The organism is Muricoccus radiodurans (assembly GCF_050154705.1).
GTDB classification, from domain to species: domain Bacteria; phylum Pseudomonadota; class Alphaproteobacteria; order Acetobacterales; family Acetobacteraceae; genus Roseomonas; species Roseomonas radiodurans.
In genome coordinates this window covers 3,681,908-3,701,241 of the sequence record NZ_CP189561.1, presented here as the reverse complement: position 1 = coordinate 3,701,241, position 19,334 = coordinate 3,681,908, and the positions used below count along the sequence as shown (strand labels likewise).

Annotated in this window: 15 protein-coding genes; 8 read left to right on the top strand and 7 right to left on the bottom strand. The window is 66.3% G+C overall.

Translation table 11 applies throughout. The features are described from left to right. Positions 1-212: 212 nt before the first annotated feature. Genes ACP6CK_RS17495 through ACP6CK_RS17485 form a run of 3 tightly spaced genes read right to left on the bottom strand, consistent with a single transcriptional unit; the run spans position 213 to position 4,020 of the window. Complete coding sequence (locus ACP6CK_RS17495) at positions 213-1,265, bottom strand: TniB family NTP-binding protein (RefSeq protein WP_426954582.1); 1,053 nt, start codon at positions 1,263-1,265, stop codon at positions 213-215. A gap of 44 nt (positions 1,266-1,309) precedes the next feature. Beyond that, entirely contained in the window at positions 1,310-3,346 is a 2,037-nt protein-coding gene (locus ACP6CK_RS17490; protein ID WP_426954581.1) for a hypothetical protein, read from the bottom strand. Then, positions 3,343-4,020: a hypothetical protein gene (locus ACP6CK_RS17485; RefSeq protein ID WP_426954580.1), complete on the bottom strand. Its 678-nt coding sequence runs from the start codon at positions 4,018-4,020 to the stop codon at positions 3,343-3,345. Before ACP6CK_RS17485 ends, ACP6CK_RS17490 begins: the two co-directional genes overlap by 4 nt. Before the next feature lie 968 nt (positions 4,021-4,988). Between ACP6CK_RS17485 and ACP6CK_RS17480 the strand changes: the two genes are divergently transcribed. From ACP6CK_RS17480 to ACP6CK_RS17470, 3 genes are all read left to right on the top strand, one after another. After that, on the top strand, positions 4,989-5,588 hold the full coding sequence (locus tag ACP6CK_RS17480; protein WP_426954579.1) for a type IV toxin-antitoxin system AbiEi family antitoxin domain-containing protein: 600 nt from the start codon (positions 4,989-4,991) through the stop codon (positions 5,586-5,588). Continuing rightward, entirely contained in the window at positions 5,588-6,598 is a 1,011-nt protein-coding gene (locus ACP6CK_RS17475) for a nucleotidyl transferase AbiEii/AbiGii toxin family protein (RefSeq protein ID WP_426954578.1), read from the top strand. The genes ACP6CK_RS17480 and ACP6CK_RS17475 overlap by 1 nt, the downstream gene beginning before the upstream one ends. Before the next feature lie 211 nt (positions 6,599-6,809). Beyond that, positions 6,810-8,912: a TniQ family protein gene (locus ACP6CK_RS17470; protein WP_426954577.1), complete on the top strand. Its 2,103-nt coding sequence runs from the start codon at positions 6,810-6,812 to the stop codon at positions 8,910-8,912. Between the two features lie 313 nt (positions 8,913-9,225). On the opposite strand, the gene ACP6CK_RS17465 is transcribed toward ACP6CK_RS17470, so the two are convergent. Then, positions 9,226-10,386 (bottom strand): hypothetical protein, encoded by a 1,161-nt coding sequence (locus ACP6CK_RS17465; protein WP_426954576.1) that lies wholly within the window; start codon positions 10,384-10,386, stop codon positions 9,226-9,228. A gap of 1,163 nt (positions 10,387-11,549) precedes the next feature. Between ACP6CK_RS17465 and ACP6CK_RS17460 the strand changes: the two genes are divergently transcribed. The 4 genes from ACP6CK_RS17460 (at position 11,550) to ACP6CK_RS17445 (ending at position 14,160) form a co-directional block, all read left to right on the top strand. Continuing rightward, a complete protein-coding gene (locus ACP6CK_RS17460; protein ID WP_426954575.1) occupies positions 11,550-11,840 on the top strand; it encodes a hypothetical protein in 291 nt (96 codons plus the stop codon). 59 nt (positions 11,841-11,899) lie between these two features. Then, entirely contained in the window at positions 11,900-12,601 is a 702-nt protein-coding gene (locus tag ACP6CK_RS17455) for a hypothetical protein (protein ID WP_426954574.1), read from the top strand. Between the two features lie 112 nt (positions 12,602-12,713). After that, positions 12,714-13,043, top strand: a complete 330-nt coding sequence (locus tag ACP6CK_RS17450) for a hypothetical protein (protein ID WP_426954573.1) — start codon at positions 12,714-12,716, stop codon at positions 13,041-13,043. A 55-nt stretch (positions 13,044-13,098) separates the two neighbouring features. Beyond that, positions 13,099-14,160: an ImmA/IrrE family metallo-endopeptidase gene (locus ACP6CK_RS17445; protein ID WP_426954572.1), complete on the top strand. Its 1,062-nt coding sequence runs from the start codon at positions 13,099-13,101 to the stop codon at positions 14,158-14,160. On the opposite strand, the gene ACP6CK_RS17440 is transcribed toward ACP6CK_RS17445, so the two are convergent. Together ACP6CK_RS17440 and ACP6CK_RS17435 are read right to left on the bottom strand one after the other, a co-directional pair. Continuing rightward, the gene (locus tag ACP6CK_RS17440) at positions 14,150-15,094 is read right to left on the bottom strand and encodes a hypothetical protein (protein ID WP_426954571.1); all 945 of its coding nucleotides are present in this window, start codon (positions 15,092-15,094) and stop codon (positions 14,150-14,152) included. The genes ACP6CK_RS17445 and ACP6CK_RS17440 overlap by 11 nt on opposite strands. Beyond that, on the bottom strand, positions 15,091-16,119 hold the full coding sequence (locus ACP6CK_RS17435; protein WP_426959933.1) for a thymidylate synthase: 1,029 nt from the start codon (positions 16,117-16,119) through the stop codon (positions 15,091-15,093). The genes ACP6CK_RS17440 and ACP6CK_RS17435 overlap by 4 nt, the downstream gene beginning before the upstream one ends. An 885-nt stretch (positions 16,120-17,004) precedes the next feature. Here ACP6CK_RS17435 and ACP6CK_RS17430 point away from each other — a divergent pair. Then, positions 17,005-17,865: a hypothetical protein gene (locus tag ACP6CK_RS17430; RefSeq protein WP_426954570.1), complete on the top strand. Its 861-nt coding sequence runs from the start codon at positions 17,005-17,007 to the stop codon at positions 17,863-17,865. A gap of 291 nt (positions 17,866-18,156) precedes the next feature. Here the strand turns inward: ACP6CK_RS17430 and ACP6CK_RS17425 are convergent, their stop codons facing one another. Then, complete coding sequence (locus tag ACP6CK_RS17425) at positions 18,157-19,008, bottom strand: hypothetical protein (protein ID WP_426954569.1); 852 nt, start codon at positions 19,006-19,008, stop codon at positions 18,157-18,159. Positions 19,009-19,334: the final 326 nt, after the last annotated feature.

Sequence of the window (19,334 nt, the reverse complement as noted above, 5' to 3'; positions counted from 1 at the left end):
GGCCGTGACATGGAACTTGTCCTCCAGTGTCATCGACAGTGTCCCGGACAGCCAGTCGGGCCGTCAACCTTGTCAACGCCACCAAGGGCACCTGCTGCCCAGGTCGAGAACCCTATGAACGAAGAACGGCCGGACCGAGGTCCAGCCGTCCGAATGTTGCCCGACCCCAGGGCCAGAGAGGAGCGCCCCCGAGGGCGCGGTCCGGATGGTCGTCACACCGCCTCAAGGTGGCCGACATCCTCCTGGCGAGGGAGGCGCCTGCCCCGCCGGATACGCGTCCTGCGGCTGGTGTCCCGAACAGGCGCCTCGTAATCCGCCAGACTGACAAGCGCGAAGACATTCACCCACTCCGGGTCATCGAGGTCGCGGCGCCGTTGCTCGACGGCCATCAGCAGGTGGCGGTCCATAGCCGTTGCTCCCTGTTTCCCCGCCTCCATGATGATGAGCGCCATGAAATCCACGAGCCGCCCGAGGTACCCGGCCGTGGCGAGGTGAAGGCGGTGAGGAATGTCGCCCTCCAGGAGAAGAGAGGCGTTGAGGAGCGGGATCTTCGGCGCAAGGGCCTCGACGATCATCATCCACTCGCTTTGCGGGTCGGGGCCGCCCCATGGGAAGCTCTCGATCTCGGCTTGGCCCATCGAACGGCGCCCGAGTTGCTCGTTGAGATGGTAGGCCATCGAGGCCTCCGGCGTTCCGGCAATGACGATCGAGAGCCCGGAGTTGGACAGGGTCTTGAGCCAGTCCGCGGTATCGTAAGCGAACCTGCCCGTCTTCCAGTCCATGAGGTGTTGGGCCTCGTCGAGAATGAGCACGCGGACCCCCATCCCGCGCAGGTAGTGGACCAGGCTGCGGGTCAGATCCGCTTCCGTCGCTCGCGCTTTCGGGCTTACCCCGAGCCCCTCAAGGATCGCGCGGATCGTGCCCGAACGGGTCGCGGACGCCGGAACCTCCGCATACACGACTTCCATCAGGTCGCGCAGGACCTCCTTCACAGGGGGATGCCGGGCGAGAAACCGGTGGAGGATGGTGGACTTGCCTGCGCCGGACGCGCCCACGAGCAGATAGGTCCGGGCGGGCTGCGGGTTCCCCTTCTCCGGCGGCCCGAAGGCGAGGACGCCCTCCAGGTCAAGCTCGATGGCTTCGAGCTGCGGATGGTTAAGGTAGATGTTCGTGCGGAACTGGGCGAGCATTGCCTTCGTCCTGTCCAGGGCGTCCTGCCGCTGACGGAGAGCGAGGGCACGATGATCGACCGCGTTGTGGGTCATGGTAGCCTCCTAGTGGGTCTGGTGGATGGAAGGTCGGCGGGAAGTCAGCCGAAACTGATGGCGAACTTCCGCTGGGGCATGTCGAGCACGACAGGGCCCTGCGGTTCCGCCTTCCGGGGCGGAGCGACCGGCGCAGCACCGCTCGCGACGGGCACGGGATTGCCGTCCTCACCGATGTCGGTGATCTTCCCCGTCAGCGCCGGGTAGATCGCGTTCAGCTTTGTGGAGGACAGGTTCCCGGCCTGGCGGACCTGGGCGATGGCGGCGCGGAGCTTCGCCTTCGATTCCGTAAGCATCGCCATGGTCGCGGCCTGCCGAGCCTTCAGGTTCATCCGGGTCCGCGCCATGATCGCGTGGTGCTCGCCAAGACTCAGACCCTCGGCATATTTTCGGTCGATGCAGGGCACCGGCACGTAGTGCCCGGGTTCGCGGAAATCCTCGACGTGTACCGTCCCGAGATTTTCGCTGCCGACACGGACCTTGAACGCCTGCGGACGGTCCGGGTGGTTTAGGAGGGCACGAAGCCGGGGATCCCGAGGGTTGCTGTAGTGCAGCCCGTAGAGCTCGATGCCCTTGCTGGTGAGGCGGCGATACTCGGCATTCGCGAGGCTCAGCATGACGTCCGCCGCGGAGTTCGGCAGGCTCACGCCACCACGCTGACGAAGCCCTTCCGCCCACCGTTCGTTCGGCGTCTGCTTCGTGAACGAGTGCGGCGTGCGGCAGTAGATGTCTGCAATCCACTGATGCACCAGCGCGCGCACGTCGGTGACGGTGAGCCTCGCCTCCGCCTTCGAATCATACTTCCCCCTCATGGCGGAATTCGAGAAGGTTGTCCCCGGCAGCGTGTGGAACAGCTCCACGTTCGCGCGGCGGAAGAGCCGTTCCACCTTCCCCTTGTAGCGGGGCTGTCCGGCCGGACAGTACTGGAGGGTGATGCCGAGCTCCTTGGCCGCGGACCGAAGCGCAGCGCTGTGGAACTCGGGCCCGTTGTCGAGCACCAGGACGTCCATGATGCCCATCGCGTCCCAGGGGTACCGGGCACGGAGGTCCTCGCGGTCCACGCCAAGCAGGGTTGTCTTCGGCAGGATCGCGTTGCGGAGGCACATCATGGCGGCATGCCACCCCGGTCCTTCGAGCCCGACATGGACGCCCACAATCATGCGGCTCCAGCGGTCCAGGGCGATGGTGACCGTCGGTCGACCGATAGGAATGCCGGTCAGCGGACACACAACGATGACGTCGATCGGCGTATGGTCGATCTCTACCTCGTGCAGAAGATAATCGCCCTGAGGACCACGGCCGACCAGCGAGTGATTGCGGTCCGTCTCGAGGCGGCCGTCCCGCGCCAGGGAAATCGCCTCTTCGGAGATGGAGCCGAGCCTGCGGTAGAACGTCCGCTTGCTCGGCACAGGAAGGCTCGGGGCGCTAGCCCCGAACCTCGTCTTCAGCTCGGCTTCCTTGGCGCTGATCCGTGCCCGGATCTCCAGATAGGCATCGGAGCCGGACGTCTTCTCGGGCACCATGACGAGGTCGTCGATGACCCCGTCCATGATGGACTGAACTTCGGCCCCGAACTTGTCGTGGGAACCTCCGCAGGCGTGGTTCCTGGGTACGAGGATACGGACGTCGGGCAGTTGGTCGAAGCCGAGGGCGATCGCCCGGTTCGCCCACCGGCGCAGGGAGCGAGGGCTGGGGCCCTTCTTGAACCCCTTCTCCTGACGAACGCACTCGATGAGCGTGGCGAGGTCGCGGTTCGACCACTGGCGGCGCCGGTCCTCGAGCATCTTCCGGACGAACGGCACCCGGAACTCCGCCTTCGCCTTCGCTGCCTCGCTAAGGGAGGCGAAGTCGCCTTCCAGGAGCTGAGCGGCCGGACCCTGCACGACCTCCTGGCGACGGTCGATCTCCAGCTGTCCCTCGCCATACTCCCGGATCAGCTGGTCTTCGGGCACGGAGGACATCGTGTCGTCGTCCGTCCGCTCGAGGTTGACGCTGCCGTCCTTGGCTCGGCGGAGCACCTTGAAGCGCACTCCTTCCCGGATGAGGTGGTCGCCGCGGCGCAGGCTGAGCTTGGGGGTCATCGGCTGGTCTCCTGGATGGCGGCGTGGGGGATGCGGACGGGCGTCCGTGCCGAGATCGCTCCCTGGTCGAGGGCGACGACGAGCTTCCGGCGCAGGACGAGCGCCATGAGGTCGACGCGGGACGCCCCGGGAACGAGTTCCTCGATGCGTCCGAGGGTCGTGGCGCCCCGAAGGACGACGGCTTCCCGAACCAGAAGACCGAGACCTGGAGGGGCCGTGTGACGCCGAGCCGCGAGGACGTCTTTCGCGGCCTGGAGGCGCCGGAGGAACGCGGGGCACGTGCTGTCCACGACCTCGTAACTGACGCCGCGAGCCGCGAAACGCGCCTGCAGGATCGCGGTCCGATGGTCGACCTCTGCGAGGGATCGCACCGAGAGGTCCGCTCGGGGCTTCACCTCGCGGACGACGATGCGTCCGTCGTCGAACCTGACCTCGGCATCCGGGACGTGGCGGCGCTCGATACCATCATCGCTCCAGCGCACTATGTCCGGCTGGGCACGGGCCCAGACGACCGCGCCGTCTGCCTCGATGATCATCCAGTGTGCCATCTCGCCCGCGGATTCGCAGGGGATCAGGCAGCCCATCAGAATGCTCGGGTAGAGCCGGATGACCCTCAACGGGTGCCGCGTCTCGATGCGGCGCGTCGGACCGGGGCCGCCATCGCGAGGCATCATCTCGCGCGGGATCTTTCGAGAGACACGCATCAGTCGCGGGCCTCCGACAAGAACAGCCGAGTGCCGCTCGGATCCTGGACGCACGTTCGTACGGCGTCGCGGTACCACTGCGCCTGAGTGCGCATGGCTCCTCCTTCCGCCATCGCTGGCGGTCAATTTCGTCCAAACCGTGTGTGGATAGGGTGGTGGAGGGCCAGCCGCAGTACTGACGACATGCCGTCTAGGTCGTGCAAATGCACGACGGCAACCTATCGTCAGAACCTCAATGGCTCGGGAATCGCCTCAGGACACCAACACCGCACCTGACGGGGCAGCTGCCCGAGAGCAGCACCGCGTCAGGCGAGGCTTATTGCTAAGCCTAAAGTGTGCGGATCAGGAGCCCGGAAGAACGGGCCCACGGCAGCGACGGAACGGTCGGCCTGATTGCGCATAGGCAACGCAGGTACAGCGCACCAATAATGGTGTCAAAGGCTTATTTGGATCGAAATCATGAGGATGTCACTCTGGCGTCGAGCAGCCTTCGCTGGGCCCAATCTGCCCCGTCTGCTCATCCATTCTTCGGGCCGTTGGCGGCGGCGTCTTGCAGCCCTTACCTGTGGCGGATGAGCAACATTTCATTCCTCGCTTGACTTCCTGCGGATCGCTCTGCTCGCGTCAGCTTCGATAGCGCGGTCAGCCCCATGAAGTCGGAAGGAAGGCGAGTTCGAAAGGAAATCGCGTATGTGCGGCGGCGCGCGGCCGACCCTGATTCTACTGCCTAAAGATCTAATGAGTCCTTGTGAGCGAACTGGCGAGGGACGCTGCCGCTCGGCACGCAGTAGCAACTGCGTTTCCTTCCTCTGCCGCCCTGAAACCGGGTGCACTCCCGGCCGCAGCCAGATGAAATCGCATTAGAAATGACTCGACAACAGCACAATCGTCTAACCAGCGTTGACCTCGCTGCGATCCCGCAGCGGGAGAGACTGACGATGTTGCTGGCGGACGGATCGGTCAGGAGACCGAAAGCTCTCAGGGCGGCGGGCATCCGTCCCCAGGCGATCGCCGATGCCTTGCGGGCCGGGCAGGTCGCGAAGACACAGGAAGGGGCCTACTTCGTCCCGGGTGCCGAACCGCGGCGCGACCTGGTGGACCTCGCCGGGGCCTGCACACGGATGCCCAGGGCGGTGGTCTGCCTGCTCTCGGCCGCGCACCTGTCGGGCCTGGTGGACGAGGCGCCACCGAAGCTCTGGCTGGCCCTGCCCCAGGGCGTGCACGCCACCACGGTCGGGGACACACCGCGCCACGTCCTGCGGTGGAGCTATGAAGGAGCTTTCGAAGTCGGCGTGATTGAGGACGAAGTCTGTGGCGTTGCGATCCGCCGTACCAACGCCGTTCGCACCGTCGTGGACCTGCTCCGCTATTCCAAGCACGTCGGCGGCATTGGAGCAGGTATCCACGCAGCCCGGCGCTACGTTGCGACCGGTGGAAGGGCCACGGACTTCCTGGTGGTGGCCGAGACGCTCCAGGTGCCCTCGAGCACGATGCGAGACCTGCAGGTCGCCGCGGCAGCTATCGGCGGAGGCGGGTGATGCGGGAGGCCGTCAGTGTGCGACACCTCCCCTCTCGCACGGACCGGGTCGGCCAATATCGGCTCGGACGGGCCATAGAACACCTCGTCGACGGGATCTCGCGGTCGCCCGGCAACTGCCGCTTCGCCGTCCGCGGCTGCTGGTCGTTCGCCGTCTGGCTCGGCGGGCTTCACCGCACGACCCGCGGCCTCGATCTGGTCGACCTCGGCGGTGCTGCGGACCCGATGCAGATCCTGCGGACGGCAACGGGAACGGCCCGGGGCATAGTCTTCGACTGGGATCGCGCTACCACCCGCCGCTCCGGCTCGGGATGGACGGAGCGCCTCCAGGTCAGGATCCCCGCCCGCGTAGAAGAGGTCTCCGTCCCTGTCAGGGTCGTCCTGGCATCTCGTGTCGGCGGTCCTGACCACGTCGAACGCCTGCGGATGCACTGCACAGGCTCCGGAGGGCTGCGGCCGCTGGTCGCCTGCATGACCCGGGAATGGCTGGCAGGAGAGAAGTCCGGCCTCCTCGTGACTTACGGTCCCGACCATTCCCGGGTGCGCGACCTTTTCGACCTCTGGATGCTGCAGAGGCGCTTCGACATCGACGGTCAGGCACTCGCAGCGGCCGTCCAGGCCATATTCGTCGGACGGGATGCCGAGCGGATGCTCGTCCGCCGAGACACCTACTGGGAAGCAGCCTTCAACTCCTTGCGGATGTCACGGGCCCAGTGGGCTGCCTGGGAGGAGATCGCGGACAGCGTTCCTCGCAGCCATCCCGTGCCGAGCCTGCATCACGCCCTGGACGAGGTGACCGACTTCCTGGTCCCCGCACTCGAGTCCTTGCGGGACACGGGCGCGGTTCGCGGCCGCTGGAGGCCCGGCTCCGGCTGGGTCGAGACGACGTCGGCGCGTCGTGCGGCCATTCCGCAGCAGCCGCCGTTGCCGCTCTTCGCGATGGTGGCACCGCACGCCAGGGCCCGGGCTGTACGCCCTGCCGGAAACCTGAACGCGGGCTGGCGCGCATGACCGGCGTCGGTCGCACCCCCGCCAGCCCTACCCCTCCGGCAGCACCGGCGCCTTCCAGACGGACCGCTGCAGGGCATGTCGTTCGAATACGCTGAGAGGCTGGCCTGCCGGAACTGCCGTCACTTAGCAGGATCCGCGGCGGCATCGTTCGAGCACCGGCGACCATCACCCCCTTCGCGCATCGTCAGGCACCCAGCACTTCCCTGACGGGATGGGACTACGACTCCCGCCTTTCGGGCTTGCCCTCAGCCATGCCCTGGCTGCCCGGCCTTCGCGGCGCCCGTGCCCGACGTCCGCCACGGCGATCACGCCGACCGCCCACCGCCATCAGGAAGCTTCCATGCCGAACGGATCCCGGATCGGGGCATCAGAGCCAGCCCCGGACACGTCGACATCTCCGGGCCCTTTCCCGGCAGACCTGTCACGGTCTCCCGAAGCGACCGGATGCATCCAGCTGCCCCTTCGCGTCGGCCATCACCCCGAGGAATCCCTAGCGGGCTTCGTGGCGCGGCTGGCCGAGCGCAACCGAGCCGAGGGCTGGTCGGTGATCCCGCTGATGAAGCTGGCTGGCGTTCCTGGCACGACCCTCGGGAGCATCCAGGAAGCCGCGTTCCCTATGGCTGGGCTCGCCCGCATGTCGGGCGTGCCGGAAGAAGAACTCCTCGCGAAGGGTTTCCCCCGCATCGGGCACCGCATGAACCGGGTGGGATCCGGGCAGCTCGCGCGCCGGTATCTCACGACCGCGACGAGGCAGGTCTGTCCGTCGTGCCTCGCCGAGGCCCCTGTCCACCGACGCCTCTGGCATCTCGCCTTCGCCGCCTCCTGTCCGCGCCACGGCGGGCGCCTGATCCGGTCATGCCCGGGATGCGGCGAACCTCTGCGGTGGTGCAGCGGCACCCTCGCCGCATGCGCGTGCGGGACGGGACTGGCCCGCTCGGTCTCCGAGGCTCGCCCCGGGGAAGATGTCCGGGGGCTCGCGACGGTCTGCCGATTGTTCGGGCTCGAGCAGGATGCCTGTCGCTGGGCGATGCCCCTGTCGCCGCCTGTCCACTCCTTGCCGACGAACGCCGTCGTGGACTTGATCGTCCACCTCGGCTGGTTCGCCCTCTCCGACGACCCCGCCCCCCGCAGGCTCGCGGCGGACGGCGCGACCTTGGATGCAGCCCTTAACGCCGGGGCCGATGCCTGTGCCCACTGGCCACGGACGTTCGAGGACGTCCTGGACGTGGTCGCGGCGCGGGCGGTCGGGCGGACCGGTCGATACGGCTTCCGCCACGACCTGGGCTCCCTGGCGCACTGGGTCACTTCCGTCCCGCGCGCGTCGGATCTCGGTCGGCTGCTCCGAACGGCGCTCACAGATTGGTGGAGCCAACGCGGTGCCGCGCCGACGCGCGCTCCCGGGCTTCCGGGGCCCGCCCTGCACCAGCCCCTAAAGGGCACTGCCGCTGCGCTCGGGCTCGGGCTGGCCAACCTCCGCGGCGTCTCCGACCGTCTCGAACTGGGGCTGATCCGCGACGCGGGCGGAAGCGGGGCGCCGATCCTCGTCGAGGCGGCACGGGTCGCCAGGGCCCGAGCGCGGCTGGACGACTTGGTCGGCGACCGGGAAGCCGCGCAGATCCTGGGATGCGGCCGGACCCTGTTCCAGGGCCTGGTGAAGTGCGGCGTCCTCCAGGCAGCGGATGGTCGGCACCTCGGACTCCCGGGCTCCAGGAGATGGTCGAAGGCGGGACTGAGGGCCTGCCTCGAGCGGCTGCCCACGACTGGCGACGCACCGGCGCCCCCCGGGGACAGGATGCTCACTGCTCAGGACGCCATCGTGCTCCTGAGGCGCCGCGGTCACACCCTGGAGACGGCATGGAATGCCCTGGCCTCCGGGCAGCTCGGTCCCGTGCACCGTCGGCCCCCGGGAGATCTGGCGACGTGCCTGGTCCACGCGGCCGCGGTCGGGAACCTTGGCTTGGCCGAAAGGGCGAAGCCTCCCGGGATGACGATCCCGGAGGCGGCGGTTCAGCTCGGGCTGAAGCAGGAGGTCGTCTACCTCCTGTGCTCCCGCGGCCTACTGCGGGCGTCGGGCATGTCCGGAAACCGACAAATCTCCGGGGCGGACCTCGCGGCCTTCAAGCGCGACTTCTTCGTGCCTGCCCATCACGAGAAGAGAAAAGGCCGTTCCAGAGGCTGGCTCGCCTGTCACCTGAAGGGATGTGGCGTCACGCCGGTTTCGGGGCCTGGGATAGACGGCGGTCGTCAGTACATCTTCAGGGCGGCCGAGATCGAGGCGGGCAGGCACTTGTTCGACGTACCTTCCCCGTTTTGATCTCCGGCAGGTACCTCGTCGCGGAGTGAAGACAGAAAGGAATCTGGCGCAGGGGCCCACCGACCGTCACCGAAACTGGAAAGGAAGTTGTTGAGAGCCTCGCGAGCCCCGCCCCGCTGTCGGTGACGGCGTGGGACGGTCCAGTTGTCCAGATCTGGCCGAAAGCCGCCGTTCGTTCAGTGTGGCTGTGCGCCCTGCTGGCGGGATCCGACCATTTAGCATTGGTGAGTTGCTGTCAGTATGCTCTTGAGCGCAGAGCATCAGGATGCAGACAGAGAAATCTTCCTCAAATAATCACCAATCCAGGTAAGTTTTATCGAATGAAGCCGTAACTGTTTAGCAGATGCTGAATGTATTCGGGGGTTATGCTATAAACCTGCCTTGAAACGAGCGCCCCGTCAGGATGAGCTTGGATGTGCTCACCGCTTTCGACGTCGTAATAGTTGAGAGCGACTTCCGCGGGCCATGGAAAGTTCGGGTCGAAAGGCACCTCTGCATAAGGATTGAAATAGACCTGAAGTCCATCCAGATGGGTCTCACGATGAAACGATGAGTGCTGAATAAGGATATCTGCACCGCCGATCTGGTGCTCACTCTCTCGCCGTAGCGTGAGAAGGTAGTTCAGTGCGGCGAGCTGAAACCGGTGCGCTCCGACCTGCCAAAGCTTCGAACCGGGCGCAATCTTGTCCTTGTCGATTACCCTGTAACGCGTCGCTCGGACGAGCCTATCGATTCTGCTTTCAATAACTGCTTTTCCAAAAGTCCCGACCGTAGAGAAGAAAACGGCGCTAATCTCCTTAAACGAATCGTTCGTAAAAACTCCCATTTTAACTGGCGCACCCGAAGGCGTTAGGAGAGAGGTAATTTTGTTTTGCTTACCTAAGTCTGGCCCTTCGAGGACGGGCGGCGCCAAGCCAAAAAGGACGATGTTGATGAGTTCGTTGTTTTGAGTGAGCGAGAGGTCGCTGTCGAAGGGGGCGATCGCAATGGTAAATGGCCGCCCGCGGACATGGCTCATTGAGGAATACGGGTGTTTCTTTCCATTGCATCCGCGGTAAAGATCCAGCTTATCCCTGATTTTCCCAGCAAGTTTCAGTGCACCACGGGTCTTGAAATCTTGATTCTTGAAGGCCTTTTGCTTAGCCGTTGGAGGCAGGTCAGAGACGACAGCCTCTATGTTGAACTCGTAGTTTCCGGGTCCTCGGACGACGAAATCCGGCGCCGACTTTGAAAAATCGACACTGCACCCCAAATCAATCAGCGCTCTGTTCAGATAAAGTTCCCACATCGATGAATTGAACGTCGTTTGAAATTCGTTAACGAATTTATAGTTCTCTCCCCTTCGATCCAGCAGGCCAGTCGCCCAACTCTGAATGATAGGCTGGACCTTTGCGTAGTCAGGGTCAGCCGAGATAAGACGAAAGTGATTGTGGAGTTTTTCTTCTCGAAATCGTGGGGTAAATAAGTTCAACATTCCTATACCGTTCGTATGTTTCAGTCGCGCGTCGCAGTGGTCATCGACACTATAGGAGCCGCTTCGACGAATGATCTGCTCCTATCTGAAAAGGCAACAAGCACCATCTTGAAATCGCTTGGAGCCGGTCGTAGCAGGAATAGCTGAATCTGGAATGGTAGGTCCAAAGAATTACTATCGGTTTGTGATGGCGAACGGCAGCTTACATCTTTGATCGAAGTAGCTCGCTATGTCCACTAAGGGCGCTCAACCGCCGATGCTGAACGCCAAGAATGCCATCGTGCTCCTGAGGCGTCGCGGCCACAGCCTGCAGGCGGCGTGGAACGCTCTGGCCTCCGGGCAGCTCGGTCCCGTGATCTCGCCCACGCGGACCGGGCTTCGGTACCGGGAGCGGGTCGGCCCTCCCGCCTCGCCAGGACAAGTGCCCGCTCCTGCGCTCCGAGGCGGAGCGGGTCAAGGAGGCGGACGTGGTTGGCAGAGCCTCAAATATCGTGCGTGGAAGGCCTGGAGTGCCCTGGGGCAGGTCCGAGCGGCTCCGCGGGGCTGGTGATGTAGGCGGGCGCTCTCTCGGGCCCCCCTACGCGTGCCTTGGCGGTCCTGCGGCCGAACGGTCGCCCCAGCGCGGTCGCGATCCGGGTCGCGCTCACCCTCGCTTCAGGTCGTCCACGCTTCGAGATCCTCCACGAAGCGGCCGAGCCGCGGGAAGGGCGAGCCGGACCGCGTTCACGGACAGAACGGCAGGGTCCGGTGGCAGCCTCTTCCGCCCGTTCGCGATACCGTCGCAGCGGCCAGGCCAGTCCTTCCGCCTCTCCGCCGAGGACCTGACCTCCTCCACCTCTCCGCCTGCCACCGGATGTCCGGGGATCACCGCAGGAGAGGCTCCGGAGAACTCCGTCCGAGGTCCGCCGTCCTGCTCCCCGGGAGCACCAGGACGAGGGGGAACGCCGGTCCGAGGACACCCTCCTATTCCTTTCTAGATTCGGGCCCGAATCGCGGAGCAATTACAATATCTTATGGGGCATTTTCACTACAGATCGCGCGGAACTTCACTACAAGAAGATCGCGCGGAACTTCACTACAAGACGAGCCCGGAACGTTCCTGCATCCTCACACGTTGGAAGGTCGATCCTCGAGCCCCGGGGAAAACCCGGGAAGCCCTTCCCGTGAGCGGAATCCACTCGCTGGGCGGGCTGCGGAGGGCGCGTCTGCCCGCCCTGCCGAAGCCGGAGGGGACCGCGAAGATCCCGTTCGGAGCCGGTGCCTCGGAGGAGGGCAAGACGGCATCCCGAGTGCCAGGTCCGATCACGGCCGCCAGCATGCTGGAGAAGCTGTCAAGGATGGGTGCGCCCTCTCCCATTCTCCTGCCGCCTGCGGAGTCACTCTCCGAGGACGCGGGCCTCCTGCGCGGGATCCGGCTGTCGGTGGCGGTGTCGCCGGATGCGGCGCCGGGCTGAACCTGTCATCCTCGGCAGGTGGCTTGGCGGGGCCGTGCAGGCCCGGGAGACCGACCAGAATGCGCTTGAACGAGCTGAGGCTCAGCCCCGACGAGAGGACCGCCCTGCGGGCGGTCGAACCGGCGAGAGTGGCTGCGGTCACACAGGAGGCGCTGGATCGCGAGGACACCTCTCGGCTCACACCGCTGGCCCGGCTCCGCGATGCCGGACGATACGTCGCTGGACGGCTGGCGAACCTCGAGGACCATCTGCGAAAGGCGACGACCGGCCGGACGGGATCGCTGCGGGACCGGGCCCGCGAGGAGGCTCTCTCGGCACGACAGGAACTCCTCCAGGCAGTGGAGAGGACGAGGGAACGGGCTGACGAGGAGGAGAGAGAGGAACAGATCTTCCGCGTCGAGCAGTCCCCCGGGATGCAGGAGCCAGACTTTCCGGTCCGGGTCCGCCTGTCCTTCATGTGGAAGGACTCAGCATCGAGTGCCTGGAGGTCGGGGAGGATCGCGTACATCTACTCCCCTTCCCATGCACCTGCGGCAGGCGGGCGGCGGGGGGCTGGTGGTCTCACGCGCCGCGGGGTCGAAGCGGCGAAGGCTGAACGGTTCGTAACCCTGTCCGCCATCCGATCCGTCGAGGACTACTTGCGGGAGAAGGGAACCGGGGAGGGCATCCCGGAGCAGGTTAGGATCCGGGACGAAACGCTCGACAACTTCTCCACCGCCCTACTCCCACGTCGTGGAACACGGCAGGTGGAGGAAGAGTAGCTTCCTGCCGCTCGGTGCCGTCCGGCACGGAACCGAGCGACTTCGTCCCGGACGAATCGGTGTCGAACGTGTTACGATGCCCCGAATATCGAGTGGTGGCGCGTCCGAACCCATGGAAATCGCCTTCCGGACGAAGGCTCTGCGAACCGTCTGCCTGAGCGGGGAAGCGATGGACGAGCGATACGGGGCCGAGGCCGGTAACTTGCTCAGGGGACGCCTCGCGGACATGCGCGCCGCGGACAGCCTGGGCGACGTCCCCCTGCTCGCGCTATCTCCCCTCCGCGACGACATGAGCGACGAGGCTGCTATCTCCGTGGGCGCAGGGCTGACCATCACCATCAAAGCCAATCATCAGAAGCCACTCAGGGCAGCCGACGGCGGGACCGACTGGCCCCGCGTGGGGCGGATCCTCATCCAGCGGATCGAGCAGACCCATGGTTGAAAGCGGCGCGTCGCAGGCATTCGAGCCGGACTGGGCCGTCCCGCCGGGTGCCACCATGGCCGCCATCCTCACCGCCCGCTCTCTGTCCCGGGAGGGTTTCGCCGAGGCGCTCGGCGAGAGCCTGGAGACCGTTCACCGTCTGCTCCTCGGATTGCAGGAGGTGGACGACGGACTGGCAGCGCGGGTGTCCGAATATCTCGGCTCGTCGCGCGGGTTCTGGATGGCAAGGGAGGCGCAGTACCGCTCCGACGTCGTGCGGATCCGACGACGCGAGACGCTCGCGGAGCGCGAAACCTGGCTGAAGCAGTTTCCGGTACGCGAGATGGCTGCGTTGGGCTGGATCAGGAACTCGCGCTCCCCTGGCGAAGCCGCCGAGGAGTGCCTGAGGTTCTTCGGCGTCCCTGACGTGGCTGCCTGGCAGGTCCGCTACTCCGGGGCGACGGCCGCCGCCGCCTTCCGGATGTCGGGGGCTGCCCGGACCGATCCCGGCGCCGTCACCGCCTGGCTGCGCTGGGCTGAGCTGGTCGCGGGCCTTACCCCGTGCGCCCCATGGGACAGGGAGGCGTTCAGGGACCGGCTGGGCGCAGTCCGACGGATGACCTGGAAGAAGGACCCCGCCACCTTCCTTCCCCTGCTGCGCGACCTCTGCGCCGAAGTCGGCGTCGCGGTTGTCGTCGCGAGGACGCCCCGGGGATGTCCTGCCAGCGGCGCGACACGGTTCGTGTCGCCGACCAAGGCGATGATGGTGCTGAGCTTCCGCTACAGGTCCGACGACCAGTTCTGGTTCACCTTCTTCCACGAGGCGGGCCATCTGCTCCTGCATGGGCGGGAGGAGCTCTTCCTAGAGGGGAGCGGCGAGACCGGCTCGGACGAGGAGCGCGAGGCGAACGAGTTCGCCGAGACGATGCTCGTTCCACCCAGAAGCCGCGCGGAGTTCCTCGCCCTGCACCCGGGGAAGGATGCCATCATCCGTTTCGCCAGGAAGGCGGGCGTCGCCCCGGGCCTGATCGTCGGGCAGCTGCAGCACAAGGGCCGGGTACCCATGGACGACCGGCTCAACAACCTCAAGCGGCGCTACGCCTGGGACCAGATCGAGGCGGACCGCCTCATCCCCTGAAACGGACGTAGCGGTCCGGGCTCTTCTGCCAATTGCAGATGGCGTCCTCGAGGACCTGGCTGCCGAGACCTGTCGCCCGACCGAAGTCGACCAGCCGTGCCTCCAGATCCTTGGCCTTCATCGCCGCGCGCGGCGCTCCGCCGAACAGCAGGCAGGCACCGGCCATGGGGCCGGTCGCGCCCTTCAGGAAGGTCGTACCGGGCTCCACGGGCGCGATGCCGAGCTTCCCGAGCATGGCGAGGAAGTCGAACCTTCCCAAGCGTCCGAAGCGCTTCACGGCATCCATGGAACGGTAAAGGGCGGCGAAGACGTCGTGTGGGTTCTGGCCGACGTCCTTGTGAAGGTCGCGCACCATGTCGGCGTGCCTCCTCGGCGGCCCGACCCACCTCACGTAGGAGGCGAAGATCGCGGCCGTGCCATTGACCGAAGCCACCTTGAGGCTCTCGTACTTCCGATGGTTGCTGAAGCGACGGGAGACGCCGTCGGCTCCCCGCAACGTCGCCTCGTTGATGGCCAGCCACGCCTGGAAGGCGGCCGGATTTGACGAGATGGTCGCCCAGTCCCACCGCCCCCCTTGCCCGAGCCTGCCGTAGACGTCCCGGGCCAGCCGCCACTCGTCCTTCGAATGCTTGCCGAAATGGGTACCGATGAAGACCAGCCACCAGGCCTCGTCCGTCTCGCCACGCCTGTTCCGCAGAACCGCCGCCCGGAGCGGATCGAACATCGGGGAGGAAGGATCCATTCGCGCGGGATCGTGCTGCACGTCGCGGATGTGGTTGGCGAACTCGATTCGGCGCAGGCTGTCGATGAATTGCGCGACCAGCGCATCCAGGGCCCCGGCACCTGACAGCCCCGGAAGGGGGCCCGTGTTCTTCTGGTAGCGCACGATGTCCTGCGCCAGCTTGCGCGCTCGGATCTTGTCGCGGGGTGTCATGCCTTTCTCTCCCGGACGGTAGCCGGAAGTCCGGGCAGATCCGGCTGGGCTTCCTTCTTCCGCATGACGGTGACCTGACGATCGTAGATGAAGGAGCCGTAGAAGGGACTGGCCATCTTGTCCTTCTCCTGCTCCAGGCGGTTCATGTCCTGGTCCTTGGCGAGGACCTTGATGCGGAGAAGGCGGGCGAGGTCCAGCCAGTAGTCTTCGATCCCTGCAGCATCGGGTTCTGGTTGACCCAGCCGAATCGAGCGTTCGGCCTTGATCAGCCACGCCACGGAAGCCCAAGGATCTCCGGTCGGCATCGCGGGCATGCTCATCGGGGTCTGGAAACCTCTGTTCAGGTAGTCGAGGGCCTTCGGCATGTTCTCGTCGTAGAGGTGAAGGCTGCCGACGAAGTGCTTGTAGGTCCCTACTTCCAAGTCCAGCGTCCTGGCGACGAGCTCCTGAATGAAAGTGAAGGCGAACACGTCACCCGGGAATCCCCGGTAGACGTCGTTCGACCGCATCGTGGCGATCATGTGCAGCCTGCCTTTCCGGGGCAGAAACTGGAGAGTCGTCGTGCACGGGACATCCCCGTTCCCGGGTCTCAGGTCCGAGCGGGCGAATACCTGTGCCACAGCCTGCCGGGTGTCCGAGTTGCCCTTCTTGCGGTTCAACGTGCTCAGCAGCTCCGCCATCTGGCTTTTCTCGCCACCTCCGAAGAGTCGCGGCCCGTACGCTCCTGGCGCCCTCACCGCTTGCTTCGACGCCTTGATGAAATCCCGGTACTTCGGGATGTAGTATTCGATGTGATCGAGGCGGTCGGAGCCGGACAGGTACCAGAGCGTCTCGCCCAGGTGGCTGAAGAGGACGCCCCGATCCTCCGTTCGGCTGAGCCTGGCTCTGGGATCGGACAACTCCACGAGCACGCCGGTGAACTCTCGCGCCTTGCCCTTCCCCGCCAGGATAGCCTCGCCCTTCCTGAGCAGGCGGGAGACGAGCGGATTGAGCGCATCGTCCAGCGTCGCGGCCCTGAAGATCATCGGCAACGAACTTACATCGGAACATTTCCTTGTGGAACCGGCCCCGCCTGCGGGAGGTGGCGAACGCGGTTCGGCACGGTCGCCCGGCCCCTGCAGACCCCGAGGACCAGAGCGCGAGAGCGGGCATCGCCAGCGACGCCGAGAGCAACGTCCAGGCGCGCGAGGCGCCCCGGGGTACGGCCCCAACTGGCCTGCCGTCTTCGGGCCGAGTGCGCCCAGGCTGCGGACGATGCCCGGCAGGATCCGCAGCGTAGCCGGGGGTGGTCGCAGGCCGGAAGGCCTCCTCCCCGGGCGACATGACATCCCTCCCCCCTACTGCGGCGGGCCCGTTCCGCTGGTCCGGAGCGCGACAGCCGTCCGAGTGGGTCATCCAGGAGCGCCGCCTCGCGGCCGTGGAAGTTGGTGTCCTCCGTCACGTCAAGAAGGCCGTCCGGTAGGTCGGGGGCGACCAGGGGCTCGCAGCGGCACGTCCAGGCCGCGGAGACGTGGAGTGCTGAGGCTTCACCCTCGGGTCTGGCATCGTGGATGGCGAGCGCGGGGACATGGGCGAGGGCACCGGGATCGGCATGCCGGGCATCAGGCCGATCGCCAGCGTGCCCCGGTCGACGGCCGCGACTACCTGCCGCCCACCGTCAATGGCAGACCCGTTCGTTGTCACTGGCCGAACCGATGGCCCCATGGCCTATCACTGCTGGTACAAGGCCCTTGCGCTCTGCCGCTCGCCTGGGGCAGGCTGTCATCCGGTCACTGGCACCACCGACCTGTCGCCGGGTCAGACGCCGGGCAATCAGCTACGAAACGGATTTCCTCCGGCAACTGCTCCCGATGGGCGGGGCCGCTGGCGTAATCGGCGAACCGCGGTCCTTCAGCTTTCAGAGGGCGAGCATGTTCGTCGAGATCGACCAAGCCGAAGTTGAGGCCATCAAGCGCGAGGTCGCGCGCTTCCTTCCCGCCGTGAAGTCTTCTCACCGTGCCGAGGCAGTCGCCCGGGGGCTGGGATTCGGCTCCAACGCCGCCTTGCGCGAGGCGCTCGCCTCCGGGGCCCGCCGCTTCCGGACGGACGGCGCAAGGTTCGAGGAGTTCCTGTCGAAACGGGGGCACCTTTTCCGGCAGGATGTCCGCTGGACCGGTACCCTGTCCGAGTTGGAGATCGCGGTCCTCGCCTGCTGGATGCGCGCGATCCTCGCCAAGCATCCTGAACTTAATCCGAACGGCATGGTGCTCTCCAGGTTCGGCCTCTGGAAGACGGGCTACTGGTCACCGCGGCGGAAGGCCGAGATGCTTGCCAGCCCCGAGGGCATGGAGAAGCTGCGGGAGAGCCGTCTGGGGCTGCTGGACAAGGTCGGCCTTGCCGAGTTCGCCAAGTGCCTGGAATTTCTGTCCCGGGCGAACCGCATCAGCAGGCCGCACTCCCGGTCCACAAGCTACGAGCAGAAGCACCAGGTCGAGCGGTGGTGGGATGCCGAGCGGGATGCGGCCACCGGCGTCCACGGATATGTGCCCAACGGCGCCTACATCGCGGCTGCCGTGCACCTGGGCTTCCCGATCCGGCACGAGACCTGGGATAGCCCCAACTGCACGGTCGGCGTGTCAGTGCGCAGCCTGAACTGCCTGGACCCGAACACGCCGAAGCTGCCAAGGGTGCGGGGGCCGGTGCCGGAAAAGGACTTGGCACTTACGGCCGCGTGGATGGAGATCTTCCCGGCGGCTTCTGTTGTGCGGGTGCCTGCTCAGGCAGCGGCCTGAGCCGCAGGGCCGCCGGGCGCCTGCCCGAAGGACATGACTCGGGAGCGGCGCTTGCCGGGCCGTCAGCGGCGCCCCGGCTGGCTTGGCGAGCCGGGGTCCTGTCCGGGTCTCGGAGTGGAACCTTCCCAGCCCAAGACCATGCGTGCTCCCCCGAGCCGCCCCCGGGCTGGTGGCGTTATCACCCCGCTGTAGAGCCCGACGGGGTGTGGGAACGATCGGGTTCCGGGCCCAGAGCGGCGAGTGCGGGACGGTGCCTCACCTCTCGACACTCCCGCACCTCGCCGATGCGGATCACGCTGCGCCATCCTCCGCGCTGTTCTCAGGCCACAGTGCCAGGCGGCGCTTCCCCTCCCAGCTTAGCCAGGCGTCGTTCGCTGCCCCGTCGTCAACGAACCAGTCCTCCTCGTCCGACACGGACAGCGGCTCGGCGCTGCGATCGACGGTGAAGGCCGGATCCTCGGTCTCGCGCCGGATCCGGAAGACCAGCGAGCGGTGGAGCGTCGGTCCCCCCGTCGGGGAGTCCGGGCCCGGGTGGCCGCGGCCCATGAATCGACCGGCCAGGACGTGCAGGCCATGGGCCTCGAGATCAGCCGCTGCATCCTTCAGGGTTGCGGCAGCGACGGCCCGGTGGGTGGACATCATTCTCCGGGCGTAGTCGAGCGCGAGGCCGAAGGCGTCGATGGCCGAGGCCGTCGCCAGGTCGACCACATCGTCGCCGTAGCCAAAGTCCATTCGCCCCGCGTTGCCGAGGTCGCCGACGAGATCCACCCAGGACTCCACCCGGCGCAGGGGCACGGGCCAGGCCGCCAGCTCTCGGCGATCGCGCTCGAGCCTCCGCCGCCGTTCCTCCTCGCCGGGATCCTCGACGATGTCGCTGGGCCGACAGCCGAGGCGCTCAGCCATCTTCTCGACCTGATGCCGCGGAAGCGTGGTCCGCCCGTCCCGGGCACGACTGTCCCGGGCCCGCCGGAGTACACGCTCGTTCACCCCTACGTCCTCGCAGAACGTCTCATGAGTGGCCTTCCGCCCGGCGTCACGCTCCTTGGCACGGAACGCCTCGAACGCCGCGTCGAACCCCTCCCTTCGAATAACGAGCCGCGCGGGAACCATCCCGAAATCAGCCCAGAAGTGCAGTTCCACCATCAGTTCTCTCCAAGTCTTCGTGATGGCCGAACCTTGGCCCGAAACTCGGCGGCTCCTCTAGGACCGACAGCTTACCAGGACCGGACCGCGAACTACTGCTGCCGGACCGCCCGCTGCTCGCAGGTGATCGGTCCTGGGGGCGACGCGCGCTCCTCCGGACGACGCAGGAGCGAGGAGTCGATGCCCGGCATCTCCCCCGGACCGCTTCCCCTGTCCAGGCTACCTCGCGTCTTGTCCCAACGTCTCGGGAACGGCGAGCACCGCGGCCATGTAGCCTACTGCTTGGGACGCCACGGGCCCGACCGAGGGCAGTCATCGGGACTCGG

What these genes read in the sequence shown, in the direction of transcription:
- ACP6CK_RS17475 (WP_426954578.1), top strand. Translation starts at nt 5,588, where the DNA reads ATGCGGGAGGCCGTCAGTGTGCGACACCTCCCCTCTCGCACGGACCGG.
- ACP6CK_RS17425 (WP_426954569.1), bottom strand. Translation starts at nt 19,008, where the DNA reads ATGGTGGAACTGCACTTCTGGGCTGATTTCGGGATGGTTCCCGCGCGG.
- ACP6CK_RS17480 (WP_426954579.1), top strand. Translation starts at nt 4,989, where the DNA reads ATGTTGCTGGCGGACGGATCGGTCAGGAGACCGAAAGCTCTCAGGGCG.
- ACP6CK_RS17465 (WP_426954576.1), bottom strand. Translation starts at nt 10,386, where the DNA reads ATGTTGAACTTATTTACCCCACGATTTCGAGAAGAAAAACTCCACAAT.
- ACP6CK_RS17485 (WP_426954580.1), bottom strand. Translation starts at nt 4,020, where the DNA reads ATGATGCCTCGCGATGGCGGCCCCGGTCCGACGCGCCGCATCGAGACG.
- ACP6CK_RS17455 (WP_426954574.1), top strand. Translation starts at nt 11,900, where the DNA reads ATGCGCTTGAACGAGCTGAGGCTCAGCCCCGACGAGAGGACCGCCCTG.
- ACP6CK_RS17445 (WP_426954572.1), top strand. Translation starts at nt 13,099, where the DNA reads ATGGCCGCCATCCTCACCGCCCGCTCTCTGTCCCGGGAGGGTTTCGCC.
- ACP6CK_RS17470 (WP_426954577.1), top strand. Translation starts at nt 6,810, where the DNA reads ATGGGACTACGACTCCCGCCTTTCGGGCTTGCCCTCAGCCATGCCCTG.
- ACP6CK_RS17495 (WP_426954582.1), bottom strand. Translation starts at nt 1,265, where the DNA reads ATGACCCACAACGCGGTCGATCATCGTGCCCTCGCTCTCCGTCAGCGG.
- ACP6CK_RS17490 (WP_426954581.1), bottom strand. Translation starts at nt 3,346, where the DNA reads ATGACCCCCAAGCTCAGCCTGCGCCGCGGCGACCACCTCATCCGGGAA.
- ACP6CK_RS17440 (WP_426954571.1), bottom strand. Translation starts at nt 15,094, where the DNA reads ATGACACCCCGCGACAAGATCCGAGCGCGCAAGCTGGCGCAGGACATC.
- ACP6CK_RS17435 (WP_426959933.1), bottom strand. Translation starts at nt 16,119, where the DNA reads ATGATCTTCAGGGCCGCGACGCTGGACGATGCGCTCAATCCGCTCGTC.
- ACP6CK_RS17450 (WP_426954573.1), top strand. Translation starts at nt 12,714, where the DNA reads ATGGAAATCGCCTTCCGGACGAAGGCTCTGCGAACCGTCTGCCTGAGC.
- ACP6CK_RS17430 (WP_426954570.1), top strand. Translation starts at nt 17,005, where the DNA reads ATGTTCGTCGAGATCGACCAAGCCGAAGTTGAGGCCATCAAGCGCGAG.